The 18,496-nt window shown below is 41.8% G+C and carries 12 protein-coding genes, 17 tRNA genes and 2 rRNA genes; 29 read left to right on the forward strand and 2 right to left on the reverse strand.

The window, feature by feature from the left end:
* The first annotated feature begins 34 nt into the window (after positions 1-34).
* From DG474_RS02150 to DG474_RS02240, 19 genes are all read left to right on the forward strand, one after another.
* Positions 35-2,937: ribosomal RNA gene (locus tag DG474_RS02150) — 23S ribosomal RNA — on the forward strand.
* Positions 2,938-3,014: 77 nt separating this feature from the next.
* Positions 3,015-3,130, forward strand: a 5S ribosomal RNA gene (rrf, locus tag DG474_RS02155).
* 29 nt (positions 3,131-3,159) lie between these two features.
* Positions 3,160-3,232, forward strand: a tRNA-Val gene (locus DG474_RS02160).
* A 2-nt stretch (positions 3,233-3,234) separates the two neighbouring features.
* Positions 3,235-3,307: transfer RNA gene (locus tag DG474_RS02165), tRNA-Asp, on the forward strand.
* A gap of 24 nt (positions 3,308-3,331) precedes the next feature.
* Positions 3,332-3,404, forward strand: a tRNA-Lys gene (locus DG474_RS02170).
* 5 nt (positions 3,405-3,409) lie between these two features.
* Positions 3,410-3,491 (forward strand) — tRNA-Leu (locus DG474_RS02175).
* A gap of 12 nt (positions 3,492-3,503) precedes the next feature.
* Positions 3,504-3,576: transfer RNA gene (locus DG474_RS02180), tRNA-Thr, on the forward strand.
* Positions 3,577-3,603: 27 nt separating this feature from the next.
* Positions 3,604-3,675, forward strand: a tRNA-Gly gene (locus tag DG474_RS02185).
* Positions 3,676-3,682: 7 nt separating this feature from the next.
* Positions 3,683-3,768: transfer RNA gene (locus DG474_RS02190), tRNA-Leu, on the forward strand.
* An 11-nt stretch (positions 3,769-3,779) separates the two neighbouring features.
* A tRNA-Arg gene (locus DG474_RS02195) sits at positions 3,780-3,853 on the forward strand.
* A gap of 15 nt (positions 3,854-3,868) precedes the next feature.
* Positions 3,869-3,942 (forward strand) — tRNA-Pro (locus DG474_RS02200).
* A 5-nt stretch (positions 3,943-3,947) separates the two neighbouring features.
* Positions 3,948-4,021: transfer RNA gene (locus tag DG474_RS02205), tRNA-Met, on the forward strand.
* Positions 4,022-4,034: 13 nt separating this feature from the next.
* A tRNA-Ile gene (locus DG474_RS02210) sits at positions 4,035-4,108 on the forward strand.
* Between the two features lie 11 nt (positions 4,109-4,119).
* Positions 4,120-4,209, forward strand: a tRNA-Ser gene (locus tag DG474_RS02215).
* 11 nt (positions 4,210-4,220) lie between these two features.
* Positions 4,221-4,294: transfer RNA gene (locus tag DG474_RS02220), tRNA-Met, on the forward strand.
* A gap of 3 nt (positions 4,295-4,297) precedes the next feature.
* Positions 4,298-4,370: transfer RNA gene (locus DG474_RS02225), tRNA-Phe, on the forward strand.
* A 16-nt stretch (positions 4,371-4,386) separates the two neighbouring features.
* Positions 4,387-4,457 (forward strand) — tRNA-Gly (locus DG474_RS02230).
* A 33-nt stretch (positions 4,458-4,490) separates the two neighbouring features.
* Positions 4,491-4,564: transfer RNA gene (locus DG474_RS02235), tRNA-Ile, on the forward strand.
* A gap of 6 nt (positions 4,565-4,570) precedes the next feature.
* Positions 4,571-4,658: transfer RNA gene (locus DG474_RS02240), tRNA-Ser, on the forward strand.
* A gap of 76 nt (positions 4,659-4,734) precedes the next feature.
* Here DG474_RS02240 and birA read toward each other — a convergent pair.
* Both birA and DG474_RS02250 read right to left on the reverse strand, forming a co-directional pair.
* Positions 4,735-5,670 carry a bifunctional biotin--[acetyl-CoA-carboxylase] ligase/biotin operon repressor BirA gene (gene birA, locus DG474_RS02245; protein WP_255778696.1) on the reverse strand — a complete coding sequence of 312 codons (936 nt, stop codon included), beginning with the start codon at positions 5,668-5,670 and terminating at the stop codon, positions 4,735-4,737.
* Positions 5,667-6,527: an AraC family transcriptional regulator gene (locus DG474_RS02250; RefSeq protein WP_255778697.1), complete on the reverse strand. Its 861-nt coding sequence runs from the start codon at positions 6,525-6,527 to the stop codon at positions 5,667-5,669. The genes birA and DG474_RS02250 overlap by 4 nt, the downstream gene beginning before the upstream one ends.
* 107 nt (positions 6,528-6,634) lie before the next feature.
* On the opposite strand from DG474_RS02250, the gene DG474_RS02255 reads away from it, so the two are divergent.
* From DG474_RS02255 to DG474_RS02300, 10 genes are all read left to right on the forward strand, one after another.
* The gene (locus DG474_RS02255) at positions 6,635-8,797 is read left to right on the forward strand and encodes an alpha-galactosidase (protein WP_255778698.1); all 2,163 of its coding nucleotides are present in this window, start codon (positions 6,635-6,637) and stop codon (positions 8,795-8,797) included.
* 34 nt (positions 8,798-8,831) lie between these two features.
* Positions 8,832-10,082: an extracellular solute-binding protein gene (locus DG474_RS02260; RefSeq protein ID WP_255778699.1), complete on the forward strand. Its 1,251-nt coding sequence runs from the start codon at positions 8,832-8,834 to the stop codon at positions 10,080-10,082.
* 18 nt (positions 10,083-10,100) lie between these two features.
* Complete coding sequence (locus DG474_RS02265) at positions 10,101-10,973, forward strand: carbohydrate ABC transporter permease (protein WP_255778700.1); 873 nt, start codon at positions 10,101-10,103, stop codon at positions 10,971-10,973.
* 16 nt (positions 10,974-10,989) lie between these two features.
* The gene (locus DG474_RS02270) at positions 10,990-11,823 is read left to right on the forward strand and encodes a carbohydrate ABC transporter permease (protein WP_000711261.1); all 834 of its coding nucleotides are present in this window, start codon (positions 10,990-10,992) and stop codon (positions 11,821-11,823) included.
* Positions 11,824-12,029: 206 nt separating this feature from the next.
* Positions 12,030-13,472 (forward strand): sucrose phosphorylase, encoded by a 1,443-nt coding sequence (gtfA, locus tag DG474_RS02275; protein ID WP_255778701.1) that lies wholly within the window; start codon positions 12,030-12,032, stop codon positions 13,470-13,472.
* Between the two features lie 131 nt (positions 13,473-13,603).
* Positions 13,604-14,797, forward strand: coding sequence for an O-antigen ligase family protein (locus DG474_RS02280; protein WP_008293041.1), 1,194 nt, complete (start codon positions 13,604-13,606; stop codon positions 14,795-14,797).
* 144 nt (positions 14,798-14,941) lie between these two features.
* Positions 14,942-15,379 (forward strand): MarR family winged helix-turn-helix transcriptional regulator, encoded by a 438-nt coding sequence (locus DG474_RS02285; RefSeq protein WP_255778702.1) that lies wholly within the window; start codon positions 14,942-14,944, stop codon positions 15,377-15,379.
* 3 nt (positions 15,380-15,382) lie between these two features.
* Positions 15,383-16,147, forward strand: coding sequence for a nuclear transport factor 2 family protein (locus tag DG474_RS02290; RefSeq protein WP_042902613.1), 765 nt, complete (start codon positions 15,383-15,385; stop codon positions 16,145-16,147).
* Between the two features lie 14 nt (positions 16,148-16,161).
* On the forward strand, positions 16,162-16,890 hold the full coding sequence (locus tag DG474_RS02295) for an ATP-binding cassette domain-containing protein (RefSeq protein ID WP_255778703.1): 729 nt from the start codon (positions 16,162-16,164) through the stop codon (positions 16,888-16,890).
* Positions 16,883-18,403: an ABC transporter permease/substrate-binding protein gene (locus DG474_RS02300; RefSeq protein WP_255778704.1), complete on the forward strand. Its 1,521-nt coding sequence runs from the start codon at positions 16,883-16,885 to the stop codon at positions 18,401-18,403. The genes DG474_RS02295 and DG474_RS02300 overlap by 8 nt, the downstream gene beginning before the upstream one ends.
* Positions 18,404-18,496 lie beyond the last annotated feature (93 nt).

An 18,496-nucleotide genomic window follows, 5' to 3' on the forward strand; every position in this document is an offset into this window, starting at 1 on the left:
TAAAAGAGTTTATGACTGAAAGGTCAAAAAATAAGGTTAAGTTAATAAGGGCGCACGGTGGATGCCTTGGCACTAGGAGCCGAAGAAGGACGTGACAAACGACGATATGCCTTGGGTAGCTGTAAGTAAGCGATGATCCAGGGATTTCCGAATGGGGGAACCCAACAGGTACTACCTGTTACCCGCATCTGTTAAGGATGTGAGGAGGAAGACGCAGTGAACTGAAACATCTAAGTAGCTGCAGGAAGAGAAAGCAAAAGCGATTGCCTTAGTAGCGGCGAGCGAAACGGCAGGAGGGCAAACCGAAGAGTTTACTCTTCGGGGTTGTAGGACTGCAATGTGGACTCAAAGACTATAGAAGAATGATTTGGGAAGATCAGCCAAAGAGAGTAATAGCCTCGTATTTAAAATAGTCTTTGTACCTAGCAGTATCCTGAGTACGGCGGGACACGTGAAATCCCGTCGGAATCTGGGAGGACCATCTCCCAACCCTAAATACTCCCTAGTGACCGATAGTGAACCAGTACCGTGAGGGAAAGGTGAAAAGCACCCCGGGAGGGGAGTGAAATAGAACCTGAAACCGTGTGCCTACAACAAGTTCGAGCCCGTTAATGGGTGAGAGCGTGCCTTTTGTAGAATGAACCGGCGAGTTACGATATGATGCGAGGTTAAGTTGAAGAGACGGAGCCGCAGGGAAACCGAGTCTGAATAGGGCGCCTTAGTATCATGTCGTAGACCCGAAACCATGTGACCTACCCATGAGCAGGTTGAAGGTGCGGTAAGACGCACTGGAGGACCGAACCAGGGCACGTTGAAAAGTGCTTGGATGACTTGTGGGTAGCGGAGAAATTCCAAACGAACTTGGAGATAGCTGGTTCTCTCCGAAATAGCTTTAGGGCTAGCGTCGACATAAAGATTCTTGGAGGTAGAGCACTGTTTGGGTGAGGGGTCCATCCCGGATTACCAATCTCAGATAAACTCCGAATGCCAATGAATTATGGTCGGCAGTCAGACTGCGAGTGCTAAGATCCGTAGTCGAAAGGGAAACAGCCCAGACCACCAGCTAAGGTCCCAAAATAATTGTTAAGTGGAAAAGGATGTGGGGTTGCACAGACAACTAGGATGTTAGCTTAGAAGCAGCTATTCATTCAAAGAGTGCGTAATAGCTCACTAGTCGAGTGACCCTGCGCCGAAAATGTACCGGGGCTAAAACAATTTACCGAAGCTGTGGATACCTTTATAGGTATGGTAGGAGAGCGTTCTATGTGTGAAGAAGGTATACCGTGAGGAGTGCTGGAACGCATAGAAGTGAGAATGCCGGTATGAGTAGCGAAAGACAGGTGAGAATCCTGTCCACCGTAAGACTAAGGTTTCCAGGGGAAGGCTCGTCCGCCCTGGGTTAGTCGGGACCTAAGGAGAGACCGAAAGGTGTATCCGATGGACAACAGGTTGATATTCCTGTACTAGAGTATGTAGTGATGGAGGGACGCAGTAGGCTAACTAAAGCAGACGAATGGAAGAGTCTGTCTAAGCAGTGAGGTGTGATATGAGTCAAATGCTTATATCTATAACATTGAGCTGTGATGGGGAGCGAAGTTTAGTAGCGAAGTTAGTGACGTCACACTGCCAAGAAAAGCTTCTAGCGTTTAAACATACTCTACCCGTACCGCAAACCGACACAGGTAGTCGAGGCGAGTAGCCTCAGGTGAGCGAGAGAACTCTCGTTAAGGAACTCGGCAAAATGACCCCGTAACTTCGGGAGAAGGGGTGCTGACTTTACGTCAGCCGCAGTGAATAGGCCCAAGCAACTGTTTATCAAAAACACAGCTCTCTGCTAAATCGTAAGATGATGTATAGGGGGTGACGCCTGCCCGGTGCTGGAAGGTTAAGAGGAGTGCTTAGGAGTAATCCGAAGGTATGAATTGAAGCCCCAGTAAACGGCGGCCGTAACTATAACGGTCCTAAGGTAGCGAAATTCCTTGTCGGGTAAGTTCCGACCCGCACGAAAGGCGTAATGATTTGGGCACTGTCTCAACGAGAGACTCGGTGAAATTTTAGTACCTGTGAAGATGCAGGTTACCCGCGACAGGACGGAAAGACCCCATGGAGCTTTACTGCAGTTTGATATTGAGTGTCTGTACCACATGTACAGGATAGGTAGGAGTCTATGAGATCGGGACGCCAGTTTCGAAGGAGACGTTGTTGGGATACTACCCTTGTGTTATGGCCACTCTAACCCGGATAGGTTATCCCTATCGGAGACAGTGTCTGACGGGCAGTTTGACTGGGGCGGTCGCCTCCTAAAAGGTAACGGAGGCGCCCAAAGGTTCCCTCAGAATGGTTGGAAATCATTCGCAGAGTGTAAAGGTATAAGGGAGCTTGACTGCGAGAGCTACAACTCGAGCAGGGACGAAAGTCGGGCTTAGTGATCCGGTGGTTCCGTATGGAAGGGCCATCGCTCAACGGATAAAAGCTACCCTGGGGATAACAGGCTTATCTCCCCCAAGAGTTCACATCGACGGGGAGGTTTGGCACCTCGATGTCGGCTCGTCGCATCCTGGGGCTGTAGTCGGTCCCAAGGGTTGGGCTGTTCGCCCATTAAAGCGGCACGCGAGCTGGGTTCAGAACGTCGTGAGACAGTTCGGTCCCTATCCGTCGCGGGCGTAGGAAATTTGAGAGGATCTGCTCCTAGTACGAGAGGACCAGAGTGGACTTACCGCTGGTGTACCAGTTGTCTTGCCAAAGGCATCGCTGGGTAGCTATGTAGGGAAGGGATAAACGCTGAAAGCATCTAAGTGTGAAACCCACCTCAAGATGAGATTTCCCATGATTTTATATCAGTAAGAGCCCTGAGAGATGATCAGGTAGATAGGTTAGAAGTGGAAGTGTGGCGACACATGTAGCGGACTAATACTAATAGCTCGAGGACTTATCCAAAGTAACTGAGAATATGAAAGCGGACGGTTTTCTTGGTATTTGATAGATATTCAATTTTGAGTAGGTATTACTCAGAGTTAAGTGACGATAGCCTAGGAGATACACCTGTACCCATGCCGAACACAGCAGTTAAGCCCTAGAACGCCGGAAGTAGTTGGGGGTTGCCCCCTGTGAGATATGGAAGTCGCTTAGCAGAATAGGAAGTTTAGAGACTTCCTTTTTGGGAGTTTAGCTCAGCTGGGAGAGCATCTGCCTTACAAGCAGAGGGTCAGCGGTTCGATCCCGTTAACTCCCATAGGTCCCGTAGTGTAGCGGTTATCACGTCGCCCTGTCACGGCGAAGATCGCGGGTTCGATTCCCGTCGGGACCGTTTAAGATAACGGAAGTTATTTTAGACTCGTTAGCTCAGTTGGTAGAGCAATTGACTTTTAATCAATGGGTCACTGGTTCGAGCCCAGTACGGGTCATATTTGCGGGTTTGGCGGAATTGGCAGACGCACCAGATTTAGGATCTGGCGCTTAACGGCGTGGGGGTTCAAGTCCCTTAACCCGCATAATAGAAATCAGCCGGCTTAGCTCAGTTGGTAGAGCATCTGATTTGTAATCAGAGGGTCGCGTGTTCAAGTCATGTAGCCGGCATTTTTTTATATAGAATAAGAGGTCGATGCGAACGTAGTTCAGTGGTAGAACACCACCTTGCCAAGGTGGGGGTCGCGGGTTCGAATCCCGTCGTTCGCTTAGAGAGGCCGGGGTGGCGGAACTGGCAGACGCACAGGACTTAAAATCCTGCGATTGGTAACGATCGTACCGGTTCGATTCCGGTCCTCGGCATATAATGATGAGCACCCTTAGCTCAACTGGATAGAGTACCTGACTACGAATCAGGCGGTTAGAGGTTCGACTCCTCTAGGGTGCATTTTTTTATTTAACGCGGGAAGTAGCTCAGCTTGGTAGAGTACTTGGTTTGGGACCAAGGTGTCGCAGGTTCGAATCCTGTCTTCCCGATTCATGGCGGTGTAGCTCAGCTGGCTAGAGCGTCCGGTTCATACCCGGGAGGTCGGGGGTTCGATCCCCTTCGCCGCTATATTGATCTTGTTGGACCTTTAGCTCAGCTGGTTAGAGCTCTCGGCTCATAACCGAGTGGTCGTAGGTTCAAGTCCTACAAGGTCCATTGTAAATAATGGAGGATTACCCAAGTCCGGCTGAAGGGAACGGTCTTGAAAACCGTCAGGCGTGTAAAAGCGTGCGTGGGTTCGAATCCCACATCCTCCTTTTTATATTAACGCGGGATGGAGCAGCTCGGTAGCTCGTCGGGCTCATAACCCGAAGGTCGTAGGTTCAAATCCTGCTCCCGCAATTTGGCTCGGTAGCTCAGTTGGTAGAGCAATGGATTGAAGCTCCATGTGTCGGCGGTTCGATTCCGTCTCGCGCCATATTTTGTTTTATTAAGCGGGTGTAGTTTAGTGGTAAAACTACAGCCTTCCAAGCTGTTGTCGCGAGTTCGATTCTCGTCACCCGCTTTGAACGAAAGTTCATACCAAGTTTTTGAACTTGGGCGCGTAGCTCAGGTGGTTAGAGCGCACGCCTGATAAGCGTGAGGTCGGTGGTTCGAGTCCACTCGTGCCCATTAATAGGAGAATTACTCAAGAGGCTGAAGAGGACGGTTTGCTAAATCGTTAGGTCGGGTAACCGGCGCGGGGGTTCGAATCCCCCATTCTCCGTGAGTTAAGAGGGCTGTTAGGCTCTTTTTTTGTAAGCAAATCCCCCTTCTAAATCGTTAAAAGGGGGATTTGTTTATTACCAATTTGTTAGTGATATTTCTCCGCTATTTAGCCAGATAGTTTGTTTATCTTCAAGTTCAACTTGAAGTTGACCAGATTCTGAGATTTCTTTTGCAAGACCTTTTTTCAATTTTTCATCTAGCTGGAAGGTAACTTCTTTTCCAAGAACGATTGATCTTTCTTTATAGATATAAAGTAGCTCATCTGAATCCGTATTGTAGAAACAATTCCATATTTCGCTGATGAGCTCATTACGACTAATTGGTGCAGGTGGCATAAATAGGCTGCCTGCTTTTTCTTTTAGGTCTTCTGGGAAGTCTGCTATAGAAAAATTTATACCAAGTCCGATAATGACGTCTGTAACCGAGCCTGTCTCAACTGATGTCATTGCTTCGGTGAGGATACCTGCTATCTTTTTATTTTTTAAGTAGATATCATTTACCCATTTGATATCTACTTCTATCATAGTTAGATTTTTAATGGCTTTGTAGACTGCAGCAGCTACAAGGAGAGTATAGGAAGGGAGTTTTTCATAGGGAAGATTGGGTTGAATATGCAGGGACATATAGATCCCGCCCTGAGATGGAGAATAGTAGGGACGCTGAAAGCGGCCACGACCTGCTGTTTGACAGGTTGAAAGATAGAGTGTATTTCCTTTGTTTCCAGCTTCAATCCCTTCTTTTGCATCTGTTTGTGTTGATTTGGTCTCAGGTTTGTAGCGAATGGTTAAGTTGGTTTTCTCCTGAATCAAATCAGGCAATATCAAATCGCCTTGAATAAGCTTGTAGCCTCTATTTTTGATACTGTCAATTTCTAGGCCCTCTTGTTGAAGACGTTGGATCGCTTTCCATATGGATGTACGGCTTAAATTCAGTTCTTCTCCGATTTTTTCTCCGCTAACATAATCGTTTTCTCTAGCTAATATTTGGTAAACTAGTTGGTGTGATTTCATTGATTTTCCTTTCTAGCTAAGAGAGAGTGAGAGTATTCATTTCGAGTTTGACTAGGTGTTTTATGAAAAAACTGTTTGTAGGCTTTTGAGAAATGTAGTGGATCTGAAAAACCCACAGAATATGCAATGACTTTGATCGTTTCATTGGTGTGTTCTAGTAACTGTTGAGCACGCTTCATTCGAACGAAAAGTAAATACTCTTTTGGAGAGAGTTGGTGAAATTCTTTAAACACACTAGTTAAGTAACTTCTATGAACCGATAGCTCTTTTGCTAAATCTTGAATGGTGAGCGATTGTGGATAGTGATTATCAATTAATCGTTTGCAGTCAAGATAGAGCTGGTGAGTTGATGAAATATTCTCTTTTTTCTGATTGGGAGCAATCGTTCCTAGATGAAACATTAGTTCATGGAGTTGTCCCATGATGTGGAGTTGAGCCAATTCATTAGATTTTGTAATCTGAGCAAAGCGGACAATATCTGAGATGAGTTTTGCAGTTGTTTGTGTATGACAGTTATTTGACTGGATGAGGTAGGATTGGTCAGAAATTTGAGATAGAGCAAAGTAGTCAGGTGCCCTCCCTCCAGTGATCCCCAACCAGTAGTAAGCCCAAGGATCCTGGTTATCTGCTTTATAGAATGTTAATTCATCTGGTTTTAGTAAAAAGAAATCTCCTGCCTTTAAATCAACAATTTTCCCCTTATAATGGAATTGACCTTTTCCTTTAGTAATGTAATGTAGTACATAGGTATCTCGAATAGCTGGGCCAAAAGAGTAATTAGGCGTGCATTCTTCATAACCGTAGAAGCTAAGAGAAAGATCAATTGTTCCAGTCTGGTATTCTGAAAAAACGAGCATGGGCCACCTCCTACCTAACATTTTACCATACTTTGTATACATTTCTCTATTTTAGAAAGCGCTTTTATGTGCTAAAATTTTATCAAGAAATAGATGAGGTACAATTTATGGGAATTCGGATAGAGAATAATCTATTTTACGTTGAGAGTAAAGGTTTAAGTTTGATTATTGAAAATAGGGATGGATTCTTATTATTAAAACATTTAGGAAAGACTATTAAGAACTATAGAGGGGCTAATAGTGTTTACGAACGCGATCATGCTTTTTCTGGTAATCCCATAGCTACTAATCGCACCTTTAGTTTGGATACGCAACGTCAGATTTTTGGACAACATGGTTTGGGTGACTTTAGAAAACCAACTTTACAGATTCAGCATGATGCAACTGAAGTAACAGACTTTCGATTTGTAGAAGCAAAGATTTTAAAAGGTCAGAATGGTCCACAGGGTTTACCTTCTCCACACAGCATGGATGATACAGAGACTCTTGCCTTGATTTTAGAAGATTCTAAGGCTCAACTTAGTCTGACTTTGTATTATACTGCTTTTGATAATGATGCGACAATTGCTAGTTACAGCAAATTGGAGAATAATAGCAATCAGGAAGTTGTCATTCATAAGGACTTTTCTCTCATGGCTGATTTTCCTGCTGCAGCTTACGAAATAGTGACTTTACAGGGAGCTTATGCTCGTGAAAAGACTGTCCGACGTCAACAGGTAGAGCAAGGAATCTTTTCGATTAGTTCGAACCGTGGAGCTTCTGGGCATGCTCAAACACCAGCTCTTCTATTATGTGATCAAGGAGTTACAGAGGATGCTGGGAATGTGTTTGCTCTACAACTGATGTATAGTGGAAACTTCGAAGCTTTTGTCCAAAAGAATCAACTGAATGAAGTTCGGGTGGCTATTGGAATTAATCCAGAAAATTTTTCTTGGAAGTTAGATCCTGAGGAAAACTTTGAAACACCGGTAGCTTTAGTGACCTATTCAGACGAGGGATTAACTGGTATTAGTCATGAAAGTCAGAATTTTGTACTTAAGCACATTATGCCAAGTAAATTTTCTAAAAAAGAGCGTCCAATTCTAATCAATAACTGGGAAGCTACCTACTTTGACTTTCAGAGAGAAAAATTGTTAGAACTAGCTGATGAAGCTAAGAAAGTTGGAATTGAACTTTTTGTATTAGATGATGGGTGGTTTGGTAATCGCTTTGATGATAATCGTGCTTTAGGTGACTGGCGTGTTAATGAGGAAAAATTGGGTGGAAGTCTAGTAAGTCTGATTTCAGCGATCCATGAAAGAGGTTTGCAGTTTGGGCTTTGGTTAGAACCTGAGATGATTTCCGTTGATAGCGACTTGTATCGTAAACATCCTGACTGGGCCATTCAGGTTTCAGGTTATGAGCATACCTATTCTCGAAATCAATTAGTACTTAATCTTGCTAATCCTCAGGTAGTAGAATATTTGAAAAATGTTTTAGATGAACTCCTCTCTCATCATAAAATTGACTACATCAAATGGGATATGAACCGCAATATCACTAATCTGGGGAATGGTTCAGTTTATCTGGAAACCCAGATGCAATCTCATCAATATATGTTGGGGCTTTACGAACTCGTTTCTTATCTGACAGAGAAACACAGTCATATTCTCTTTGAGTCCTGCTCTGGTGGTGGTGGACGAAATGATCTTGGTATGATGCGTTATTTCCCACAAGTCTGGGCTAGTGATAATACTGATGCTATTGCACGTTTACCAATCCAATACGGTTCATCCTATCTCTATCCAACCATTTCCATGGGGGCTCATGTGTCAGCAGTACCAAATCATCAGATGGGACGAATGACACCATTGGAAACTCGTGGTCATGTAGCAATGATGGGAAATCTGGGGTATGAGCTTGATTTGACAAGTTTATCAGATGAAGAGAAGGCTGAGATTGCTAATCAGGTGAACTTGTATAAAGAATTGCGACCAGTAGTCCAGTTGGGGAATCAGTATAGGTTAATCAATCCCGATGCTGAATCCAATGAAGCAGCTGTACAATTTAACTATGAAAATCAAACGATTGTGACCTACGTCCGAGTCCTGTCAGTTGTGGAAACAATGGAAACCACCTTGAAACTGAAAGACTTAGAAGTGGAAGGGCTTTATGAGCTGGAAGGGACAAACATTGTTTACTCGGGTGCAGAGCTCATGTATGCAGGTTTAACTGTTACCTTATCACCAGGAGATTTTTTGAGTAGACAGTATAAATTCAAAAGACTATAATAAAAGCGTATAAATTTATCAAGGAGGCATTCCAATGAAATGGTATAAGAAAGCAGGTTTTCTTTTAGTAGCTGGGGCAAGTTTACTAGGCCTCGTGGCTTGTGGTCAGAACAATCAATCAACTGATGGCAAGGTAACGATTGAGTTTTTTAACCAGAAGACCGAGATGGCAGATACCTTGCAAAAGATAGTGGATGATTTTGAGAAGGAACACCCTAATATTGATGTGAAGCTGACTACAGTACCTTCAGCTGGAATTGTTCTAAAGACTCGGATTTTATCAGGAGATGTTCCAGATATTATTAATATCTATCCTCAAAATATGGATTTTCAGGAGTGGGCGAAGGCAGGTTATTTTGCGGATATGACAGGAAAACCCTATCTTGAGAACATCAAGAATGACTATGCTGAAAAGTATGCAATCAATAACAAGATTTATAGTGTGCCTTTAACGGCCAACCTTTATGGAATCTATTACAATAAAACGAAGTTTAAAGAATTAGGACTTGAGGAACCGAAGACTTTTAAAGAATTTCAAGAGATTGTTAAAAAGATAAAAGATAGTGGGAATTCTCCATTTGCGGTTGCGGGCAATGAAGGCTGGACATTAAATGGTTACCACCAACTTTCTCTCATTACTATTACAGGTAGTGGAGATGCGGCTAATAACTACCTTCGCTTTTCAAAACCAAATGCTATCTCTGCAGATGATGCTGTTTTAAAAGCCGATGCAGAACGACTCGATTTATTGGCAGATAATGCTCAGGATGGTTGGCGTGGTGCTTCTTATAATGATGCGGTGGTAGCATTTTCGAGTGGAAAAGCCTGGATGATGCCACAAGGATCATGGGCATTAGCGGCAATTAATCAACAGGATCCAAAATTTGAGGTGGGGATGTTTGCCTTTCCTGGAGAAGAAGTAGGAAAAGAAGTCACTGTTGGTGCAGGGGACATGGCATTATCAACTTCGGCTACTACTAAACATCCGAAAGAAACCGAAGAATTTATCAGCTATATGACTAGTCCAAAAGCTATGCAGTCATATTATGATGTAGATGGATCACCAGTTGCTGTAAAAGGCATACAGGAAAAAGAAGACTCAGCGCTTACAGAGATTTCTAAACTGGCATTTACTGACAAACATTATGTTTGGTTGGGCCAACACTGGAATTCTGAAGAAGACTTTTTTAATCTAAGTGCAGGTTACTTGATGGATAAAAATCTGAAAAATATGGCAAACAATCTCAATGCTTTCTTTAATCCAATGAAGGCAGATTTGGACTAGAATAGGAGTTAAGATGATATGGCTATTCGAAAATTTTTAAATAAATACTGGGGTTGGACTTTTTTGCTCATCCCACTTGCATTACAAGCTATCTTCTTTTACTTTCCAATGGTGCAAGGTGCTTTCTATAGTTTGACTAACTGGACTGGATTGACCTATAATTATAAATTTGTTGGTTTAAATAACTACAAATTGCTGATGATTGATGGTAAATTCTTCACAGCCATAGCCTTTACTTTGATTTTAACTCTGGCATTGATTATTGGAGAGATTACGATTGGGATGGTTGTGGCACGAGCCTTAAATTCTAAGATGAAGGGGCAGACCTTCTTTAGAGCTTGGTTCTTTTTCCCGGCTGTTTTGTCTGGTTTGACAGTTTCCTTGATTTTTAAACAATTCTTCAACTATGGGCTTCCAACGATTGGAAAAATTTTAGGGCTTGGTTTTTTACAAGAGAGTCTATTAGGGACACCTGTCGGAGCGGTAGTGGCAACTATTTTTGTTCTTCTATGGCAAGGAGTAGCTATGCCAATCATTCTCTTTCTTGCTGGTCTTCAGAGTATTCCAAATGATATTTTAGAGGCAGCATCAATTGATGGTGCAACGAGTAAACAAACCTTTTGGAAGATTGAATTACCCTATTTGCTGCCAACGATCTCAATGGTTTTTATCTTGGCACTTAAGTCCGGTCTGACTGCCTTTGACCAGATTTTTGCATTGACGAGTGGTGGTCCAAATAATGCTACAACGTCTCTTGGACTTTTAGTCTACAACTATGCTTTCAAGAGTAATCAATATGGATATGCGAATGCAATTGCTTTGATTTTATTCTTAATTATTGGAATTGTTTCTCTGATCCAAATCAAACTATCAAAGAAATTTGAAATCTAATAGAGGAGTCCTACACATGAAAAAAGAAGAAAAATTGAATCAGTTTTGGAAATATGTCCTCTTGATAGTAGGTGGTATCCTTATACTTGTTCCTTTATTGGTAACAGTATTTAGTTCTTTCAAAATAACTAAGGATATCATGAATCATTTCTTTAGTTTGCCCAATCCTTTTACCTTAAGTAATTATGAACGATTAATTTCGGATGGAATTGGAGGCTATTTCTGGAATTCAGCTGTTATTACGGTGTTATCATTGATTGTAGTGGCTTTCTTTATACCAGCTGCAGCTTATTCCATTGCTCGAAATATGTCCAAGAAAAAAGCCTTTGCAATTATGTATTCGCTCTTGATCTTAGGGATATTTGTTCCATTTCAGGTGATTATGATTCCCATCACAGTTATGATGAGTAAACTCGGTCTAGCAAATATGTGGGGACTAGTAATACTCTACCTAACTTATGCCATTCCACAGACTCTCTTCTTGTATGTTGGCTATATTAAAATCAGTATACCAGATAGTTTAGATGAAGCTGCAGAAATTGATGGGGCTGATCGTTTTACAACTTATCGTCGAATCATTTTTCCAATGCTGAAGCCCATGCATGCGACAACTTTGATTATCAATGCTCTCTGGTTCTGGAATGACTTTATGTTGCCACTCTTGATTCTGAATAAGGATTCCAAGATGTGGACTTTGCCTCTCTTCCAATACAACTACCAAGGTCAGTACTTCAATGACTATGGCCCAAGTTTTGCATCCTATATTGTGGGAATTGTAACGATAACCATTGTCTACCTCATCTTCCAAAAACATATCATTTCAGGAATGAGCAACGGGGCAGTGAAGTAAGAAAGTGCTTAGGGGATTTATAATTTCATACATAGACGAACGGTTCAGCTTATTGACAATTCTATGTAGAAAACAAGAAAGTAGTGCTTAATTGCTTGCAGTCTATATTAGTACGAGTTCAATGTGAACAAAAATCTAAAAATATCTTTCATTTACGAAGCCAGGTCATATAAGACTTGGCTTTCATCAGAAAAAGGAGAACATCTATGACCATTCAAAATAAAACCATGTTGATTACTTACTCAGATAGTCTTGGAAATAACCTTAAAGACCTGTATGAGAATTTGGAAGAACATTTTGGCGATGCTATTGGGGGAGTTCACCTTCTACCATTTTTCCCATCAACAGGTGATCGTGGATTTGCGCCAGTTGACTATGATGAAGTGGATTCAGCTTTTGGTGATTGGGAGGACGTTAAGCGTTTAGGTGAGAAATATTATCTTATGTTTGACTTTATGATTAATCATATTTCTCGCCAATCTAAGTATTATAGGGACTATCAAGAAAAACATGAAGCCAGTGAATTTAAAGATCTCTTTCTAAACTGGGATAAGTTTTGGCCGGAAAATCGTCCGACACAAGCTGATGTGGATTTAATTTACAAACGTAAGGATCGTGCACCAAAGCAAGAGATTGTTTTTGCAGACGGTTCAGTAGAACATTTGTGGAATACCTTTGGTGAGGAGCAGATTGATCTTGATGTGACCAATGAAGTAACGATGGCATTTATCCGTAAGACGATTCAACATCTAGCGAGTAATGGGTGTGATTTGATTCGTCTAGATGCCTTTGCTTATGCAGTGAAGAAATTGGATACCAATGATTTCTTTGTGGAACCAGATATTTGGAATTTATTGGACAAAGTTCGAGATATCGCTGCTGAGTATGGGACAGAGCTCTTACCTGAGATTCATGAACACTATTCGATTCAGTTTAAAATAGCGGACCATGATTACTATGTTTACGATTTTGCCCTTCCAATGGTGACCCTTTATACTCTTTACAGTTCCAGAACAGAGCGCTTGGCTAAGTGGTTAAAGATGAGCCCGATGAAGCAATTTACGACACTAGATACTCATGATGGGATTGGAGTGGTAGATGTCAAGGATATCCTGACTGATGAGGGAATTGACTATGCTTCAAATGAGCTCTATAAGGTTGGAGCGAATGTCAAACGTAAGTACTCTAGTGCAGAGTATAACAATCTAGATATCTACCAAATCAATTCAACCTACTATTCTGCGCTTGGAGATGATGATGTCAAGTATTTCCTCTCTCGTTTGATTCAAGCTTTTGCTCCAGGCATTCCTCAGGTTTACTATGTGGGTCTATTAGCAGGTAAGAATGACTTGAAATTATTAGAAGAAACCAAAGAAGGTCGAAATATTAATCGTCATTACTATAGTAATGAGGAAATAGCAGAAGAAGTTCAACGTCCTGTGGTGAAGTCTCTTCTCAATCTATTTTCTTTCCGTAATCAATCAGAGGCCTTTGACCTAGAAGGGACTATTGACATTGAAACACCAACAGCTCACAGCATTGTAATCAAACGTCAAAATAAAGACAAGTCCGTAACAGCAGTAGCAGAAATTGATTTGCAAAGTCAGACCTATCAAGTAGTGGAAAACGGCAGAAAAATTCAGTTCTAGTGCTATATTGATGATAGAATTTTTTGTGGTGAAAACGTGTTCATTGTTCCCAAATGACGGAAAAAATGGTAGAATATAAAGATAGTTTAGCATTTATCTTCTGGAGAAATCCAGAACAGAAAGGATCCGTTTTGAAATCAATTGGATTACTGGATAAGATAAGAGGGCTTTCGAAAAAAGATTTCTTTTTATATTTGATGATCATAAGTATCTTTTTACCTTTTTATTTATTCTTAGGGCTCTTTGCTTTATATTTGATAGGTTTACTTGTTACTGGGGAGATGAAGGGAATTATCAAAGGATTGGCCAAACATCCTGTACTTCTCTTTTTTATTGCCTACAGTAGTATCATCTCTATCGTCGCTAAGAATTGGCTTGGATTGGTTGCATCTTTACTGATGTTTCTCTTCCTCATTTTCTTTAGTTTTTACCAGAAACGTCTGACACATGCTTTCTTTCGACTGATACTGCAGACAATCTTGTTTGGTAGTGTGCTCTCTGCGGCTTTTGCTACTTTGGAGCATTTCCAAATTGTAAAGAAATTTAACTATGCCTTTCTTTCGCCCAATATGCAGGTATGGCATCAGAATCGGGCAGAAGTGACCTTTTTTAATCCTAATTACTATGGAATTATTTGTTGTTTCTGTATCATGATTGCCTTCTATCTCTTTACAACGACCAAGTTGAATTGGTTGAAGGTATTCTGTGTGATTGCAGGCTTTGTTAATCTCTTTGGATTGAACTTTACGCAAAATCGAACTGCCTTTCCTGCTATTATCGCTGGAGCCATCATTTATCTCTTTACAACCATTAAAAACTGGAAGGCCTTTTGGCTTAGTATCGGGGTCTTTGCGATTGGCTTGAGTTTCCTTTTTTCTAGTGATTTGGGAGTTCGGATGGGGACTTTAGATTCCTCTATGGAAGAACGCATTTCTATCTGGGATGCTGGGATGGCCTTGTTTAAGCAAAATCCTTTTTGGGGGGAGGGGCCATTGACTTACATGCACTCTTATCCTCGGATAAATGCTCCTTATCATGAACATGCTCACAGCCTTTATATTGATACGATTCTGAGTTACGGAATTGTGGGAACCATTTTATTAGCTTTGTCTTCTGTTGCTCCTGTTCGTTTGATGATGGATATGAGTCAGGAGTCGGGGAAACGTCCAATTATCGGTCTTTATCTATCTTTCCTTACAGTGGTTGCTGTGCATGGAATCTTTGACTTGGCCCTTTTCTGGATTCAGTCAGGCTTCATTTTCTTGTTAGTTATGTGCAGTATTCCATTGGAGCGTCGAACTTTGGTATCAGACATGACGGATTAAGTTTATAAGATTGAAATCTTCTACCTTGAGTAGGAGATTTTTTACTGAGAAAAATTAGTTCTAAATCGAAATAGTTGACAATTGGAATAATAAGTATTATAATGTTTTTTATTCGTATCGATATAGAAATAAATTGGAGGTTTCATGAAATATTGTCATTTGGTAGCCCATCATATTCGTTTGTTGAATGGGCGGATTTTTCAAAAGTTACTGAGACAGGATCCTGAGGCTCTTTATCGGAGTGAACAGGGCAAGATTTTAGCGGTTTTATGGAATAGTGAAACTGGCTGTGCAACTGCGACAGATATTGCGCTAGCGACTGGGCTTGCTAACAATACGCTCACAACCATGATAAAGAAACTTGAGGAGCAAAACCTGGTCATCATTAGCCCATGTGGAATAGATAAGAGAAAGAAGTATGTCAAGCTAACGGAGCAAGGTTTGTCCCAGAAAGAAATTGGCCAGCGTGTCAGTCAAAAATTGGATGCAATTTTTTATAAAGGATTCACTGAGGAAGAAATTCGTCAATTTGAAAGTTATCAAGAACGCATCTTAGAAAATTTAAAAGAAAATGAGGCATAAATCATGTCAAAACAAGTTGAAAATGCTCACAACCTATACATTCATGCTATTCAAGATGGACGAGTTGCTGAGGCTCAGGCCCAGTCTGTAGGAGATACCTACATTCAACACTCGACAGGAGTGCCAGATGGGAAAGAAGGGTTTGCGGCTTTCTTTGCAAATTTCTTTGAGCGCCATCCCGAGCGTGAGATGAAAATTGTTCGCACTATTGAAGACGGCAATCTAGTCTTCGTCCATGTTCATCAATATCTCAATGGTGGGGAAGCTCAATGGGTGACGACAGATACTTTCCGTGCGGATGAGAATGGTCGTATCGTGGAGCATTGGGATGTTATTGACTACTATCGTGCTCCAGAAAACGGCCAATTAGACCAGATTTTTGGAGATTTTAAGATCAAGGATTTGGATAAGACAGCAGAAAATAAAAAGTTGGTTCGCCGTTTCTTGACAGAAATTTTCCAAAATGGGGAACTGGAGCAGTGGAATGATTATGTGGCAGACGATCTGATTCAGCATAATCATGAGATTAGCCAAGGAAGTGATGCTTATAAAAACTATGTGGCTGAACATGGTGTCACTTTCGACTTTGTTTTCCAGCTTTTGGGACAAGGAAACTATGTGGTTAGCTATGGACAGACTCATATTGATGGAGTTGCCTATGCTCAGTATGACATCTTCCGTTTGGAGAACGGCTTGATTGTGGAGCATTGGGACAATAAGGAAGTCATGCCTAAGGTAGAGGACTTGACCAATCGAGGAAAATTTTAAATTGAGGACAAAGAATGATTGAATATAAAAATGTAGCGCTACGCTATACAGAAAAAGATGTCTTGAGAGATGTCAATTTACGGATTGAGAATGGGGAGTTCATGGTTTTAGTTGGACCTTCTGGGTCCGGTAAGACGACCATGATTAAGATCATTAATCGTCTCTTGGAACCAACTGATGGAAATATTTATATGGATGGCAAGCGCATCAAAGACTATGATGAGCGTGAACTTCGTCTTTCTACGGGTTATGTTTTACAGGCCATTGCTCTGTTTCCCAATCTAACGGTTGCGGAAAATATTGCTCTCATTCCTGAGATGAAGGGCTGGACTAAGGAAGAAATAGCGACGAAAACAGAAGAGCTTTTGGCTAAGGTTGGTTTACCGGTAGCTGACTATGGGCACCGTTTACCTAATGAATTATCTGGCGGAGAACAGCAACGGGTCGGGATTGTCCGTGCTATGATTGGTCAGCCTAAGATTCTCCTCATGGATGAGCCCTTTTCAGCCTTGGATGCTATTTCGAGAAAACAGTTGCAGGTTCTGACGAAAGAATTGCATAAAGAGTTTGGTATGACAACGATTTTTGTGACCCATGATACGGATGAAGCTTTGAAATTGGCGGACCGTATTGCTGTCTTGCAGGATGGCGAGATTCGTCAGGTGGCGAATCCTGAGACGATTTTAAAGGCTCCTGCAACGGACTTTGTAGCAGACTTGTTTGGAGGTAGTGTTCATGGCTAATTTGATATCAACTTTTCAGGAGCGTTTTGGTGATTGGGTAACAGCTCTATCTCAACATTTGCAGTTATCGCTTTTGACCTTGTTACTAGCTATTTTTATAGCGATTCCCTTGGCTGTTTATCTTCGCTATCATGAGAAATTGGCGGACTGGGTCTTGCAGATTGCAGGGATTTTCCAGACCATCCCGTCTCTGGCCTTGTTGGGGCTCTTTATTCCCTTGATGGGAATTGGAACCTTGCCTGCTTTGACGGCTCTAGTGATTTATGCGATTTTCCCGATTTTGCAAAATACTATTACTGGGCTGAAGGGAATTGATCCGAGTCTGCAAGAGGCTGGGATTGCCTTTGGTATGACCAGGTGGGAGCGTCTCAAGAAGTTTGAAATTCCACTTGCCATGCCTGTCATAATGTCTGGTATTCGGACGGCGGCGGTTTTGATTATCGGTACGGCAACCTTGGCTGCCTTGATTGGTGCAGGGGGACTAGGTTCCTTTATCCTTTTGGGAATTGACCGCAATAATACCAGTCTGATTTTGATTGGGGCCCTTTCTTCTGCAGTGCTTGCCATTGCCTTTAACTTCCTACTAAAAGTGATGGAAAAAGCAAAATTGAGAACGATTTTCTCTGGTTTTGCCTTGGTGACCATATTGCTCGGTCTGTCTTATAGTCCAGCCCTTTTGGCTCAAAAAGAGAAAGAAAACTTGGTGATTGCTGGGAAATTGGGACCAGAACCCGAAATTTTGGCCAATATGTATAAGTTGCTGATTGAAGAAAATACCAGTATGACTGCGACTGTTAAACCGAATTTTGGGAAAACAAGCTTCCTCTATGAAGCTCTGAAAAAAGGGGACATTGATATCTATCCTGAATTTACTGGTACGGTGACTGAAAGTTTGCTTCAGCCATCACCTAAAGTGGGTCATGAGCCAGATCAGGTTTATCAGGTGGCGCGTGATGGCATTGCCAAACAGGATCATCTGGCCTATCTAAAACCTATGTCTTATCAAAATACCTATGCTGTAGCTGTTCCGAAAAAGATTGCTCAAGAATATGGCTTGAAGACCATTTCGGACTTGAAAAAAGTGGAAGGACAGTTGAAGGCAGGCTTTACTCTCGAATTTAATGATCGTGAGGATGGAAATAAGGGCTTGCAATCAATGTATGGTCTCAATCTCAACGTAGCGACCATGGAGCCAGCTCTTCGCTATCAGGCAATTCAGTCAGGCGATATTCAAATCACAGATGCCTATTCGACAGATGCAGAGTTGGCACGTTATGATTTACAGGTCTTGGAGGATGACAAGCAACTCTTCCCGCCTTATCAAGGGGCACCACTCATGAAAGAAGCTCTTCTCAAGAAACACCCAGAGTTAGAAACGGTGCTTAATAAATTGGCTGGTAAAATTACAGAAAGCCAGATGAGCCAGCTTAACTACCAAGTTGGTGTAGAAGGCAAGTCAGCAGAACAAGTAGCCAAGGAATTTCTACAAGAACAAGGTTTGTTGAAGAAATAGTTTGAAAATGTCAAACTCAACTTGCTTAAACGACTATAGAAAAGAATGCTCAGACAATGTCGTCTGGGCTTTTTTGATATTAGAGTTACTGAA

Source organism: Streptococcus oralis, from assembly GCF_024399415.1.
GTDB classification, from domain to species: Bacteria; Bacillota; Bacilli; order Lactobacillales; family Streptococcaceae; genus Streptococcus; species Streptococcus oralis_CS.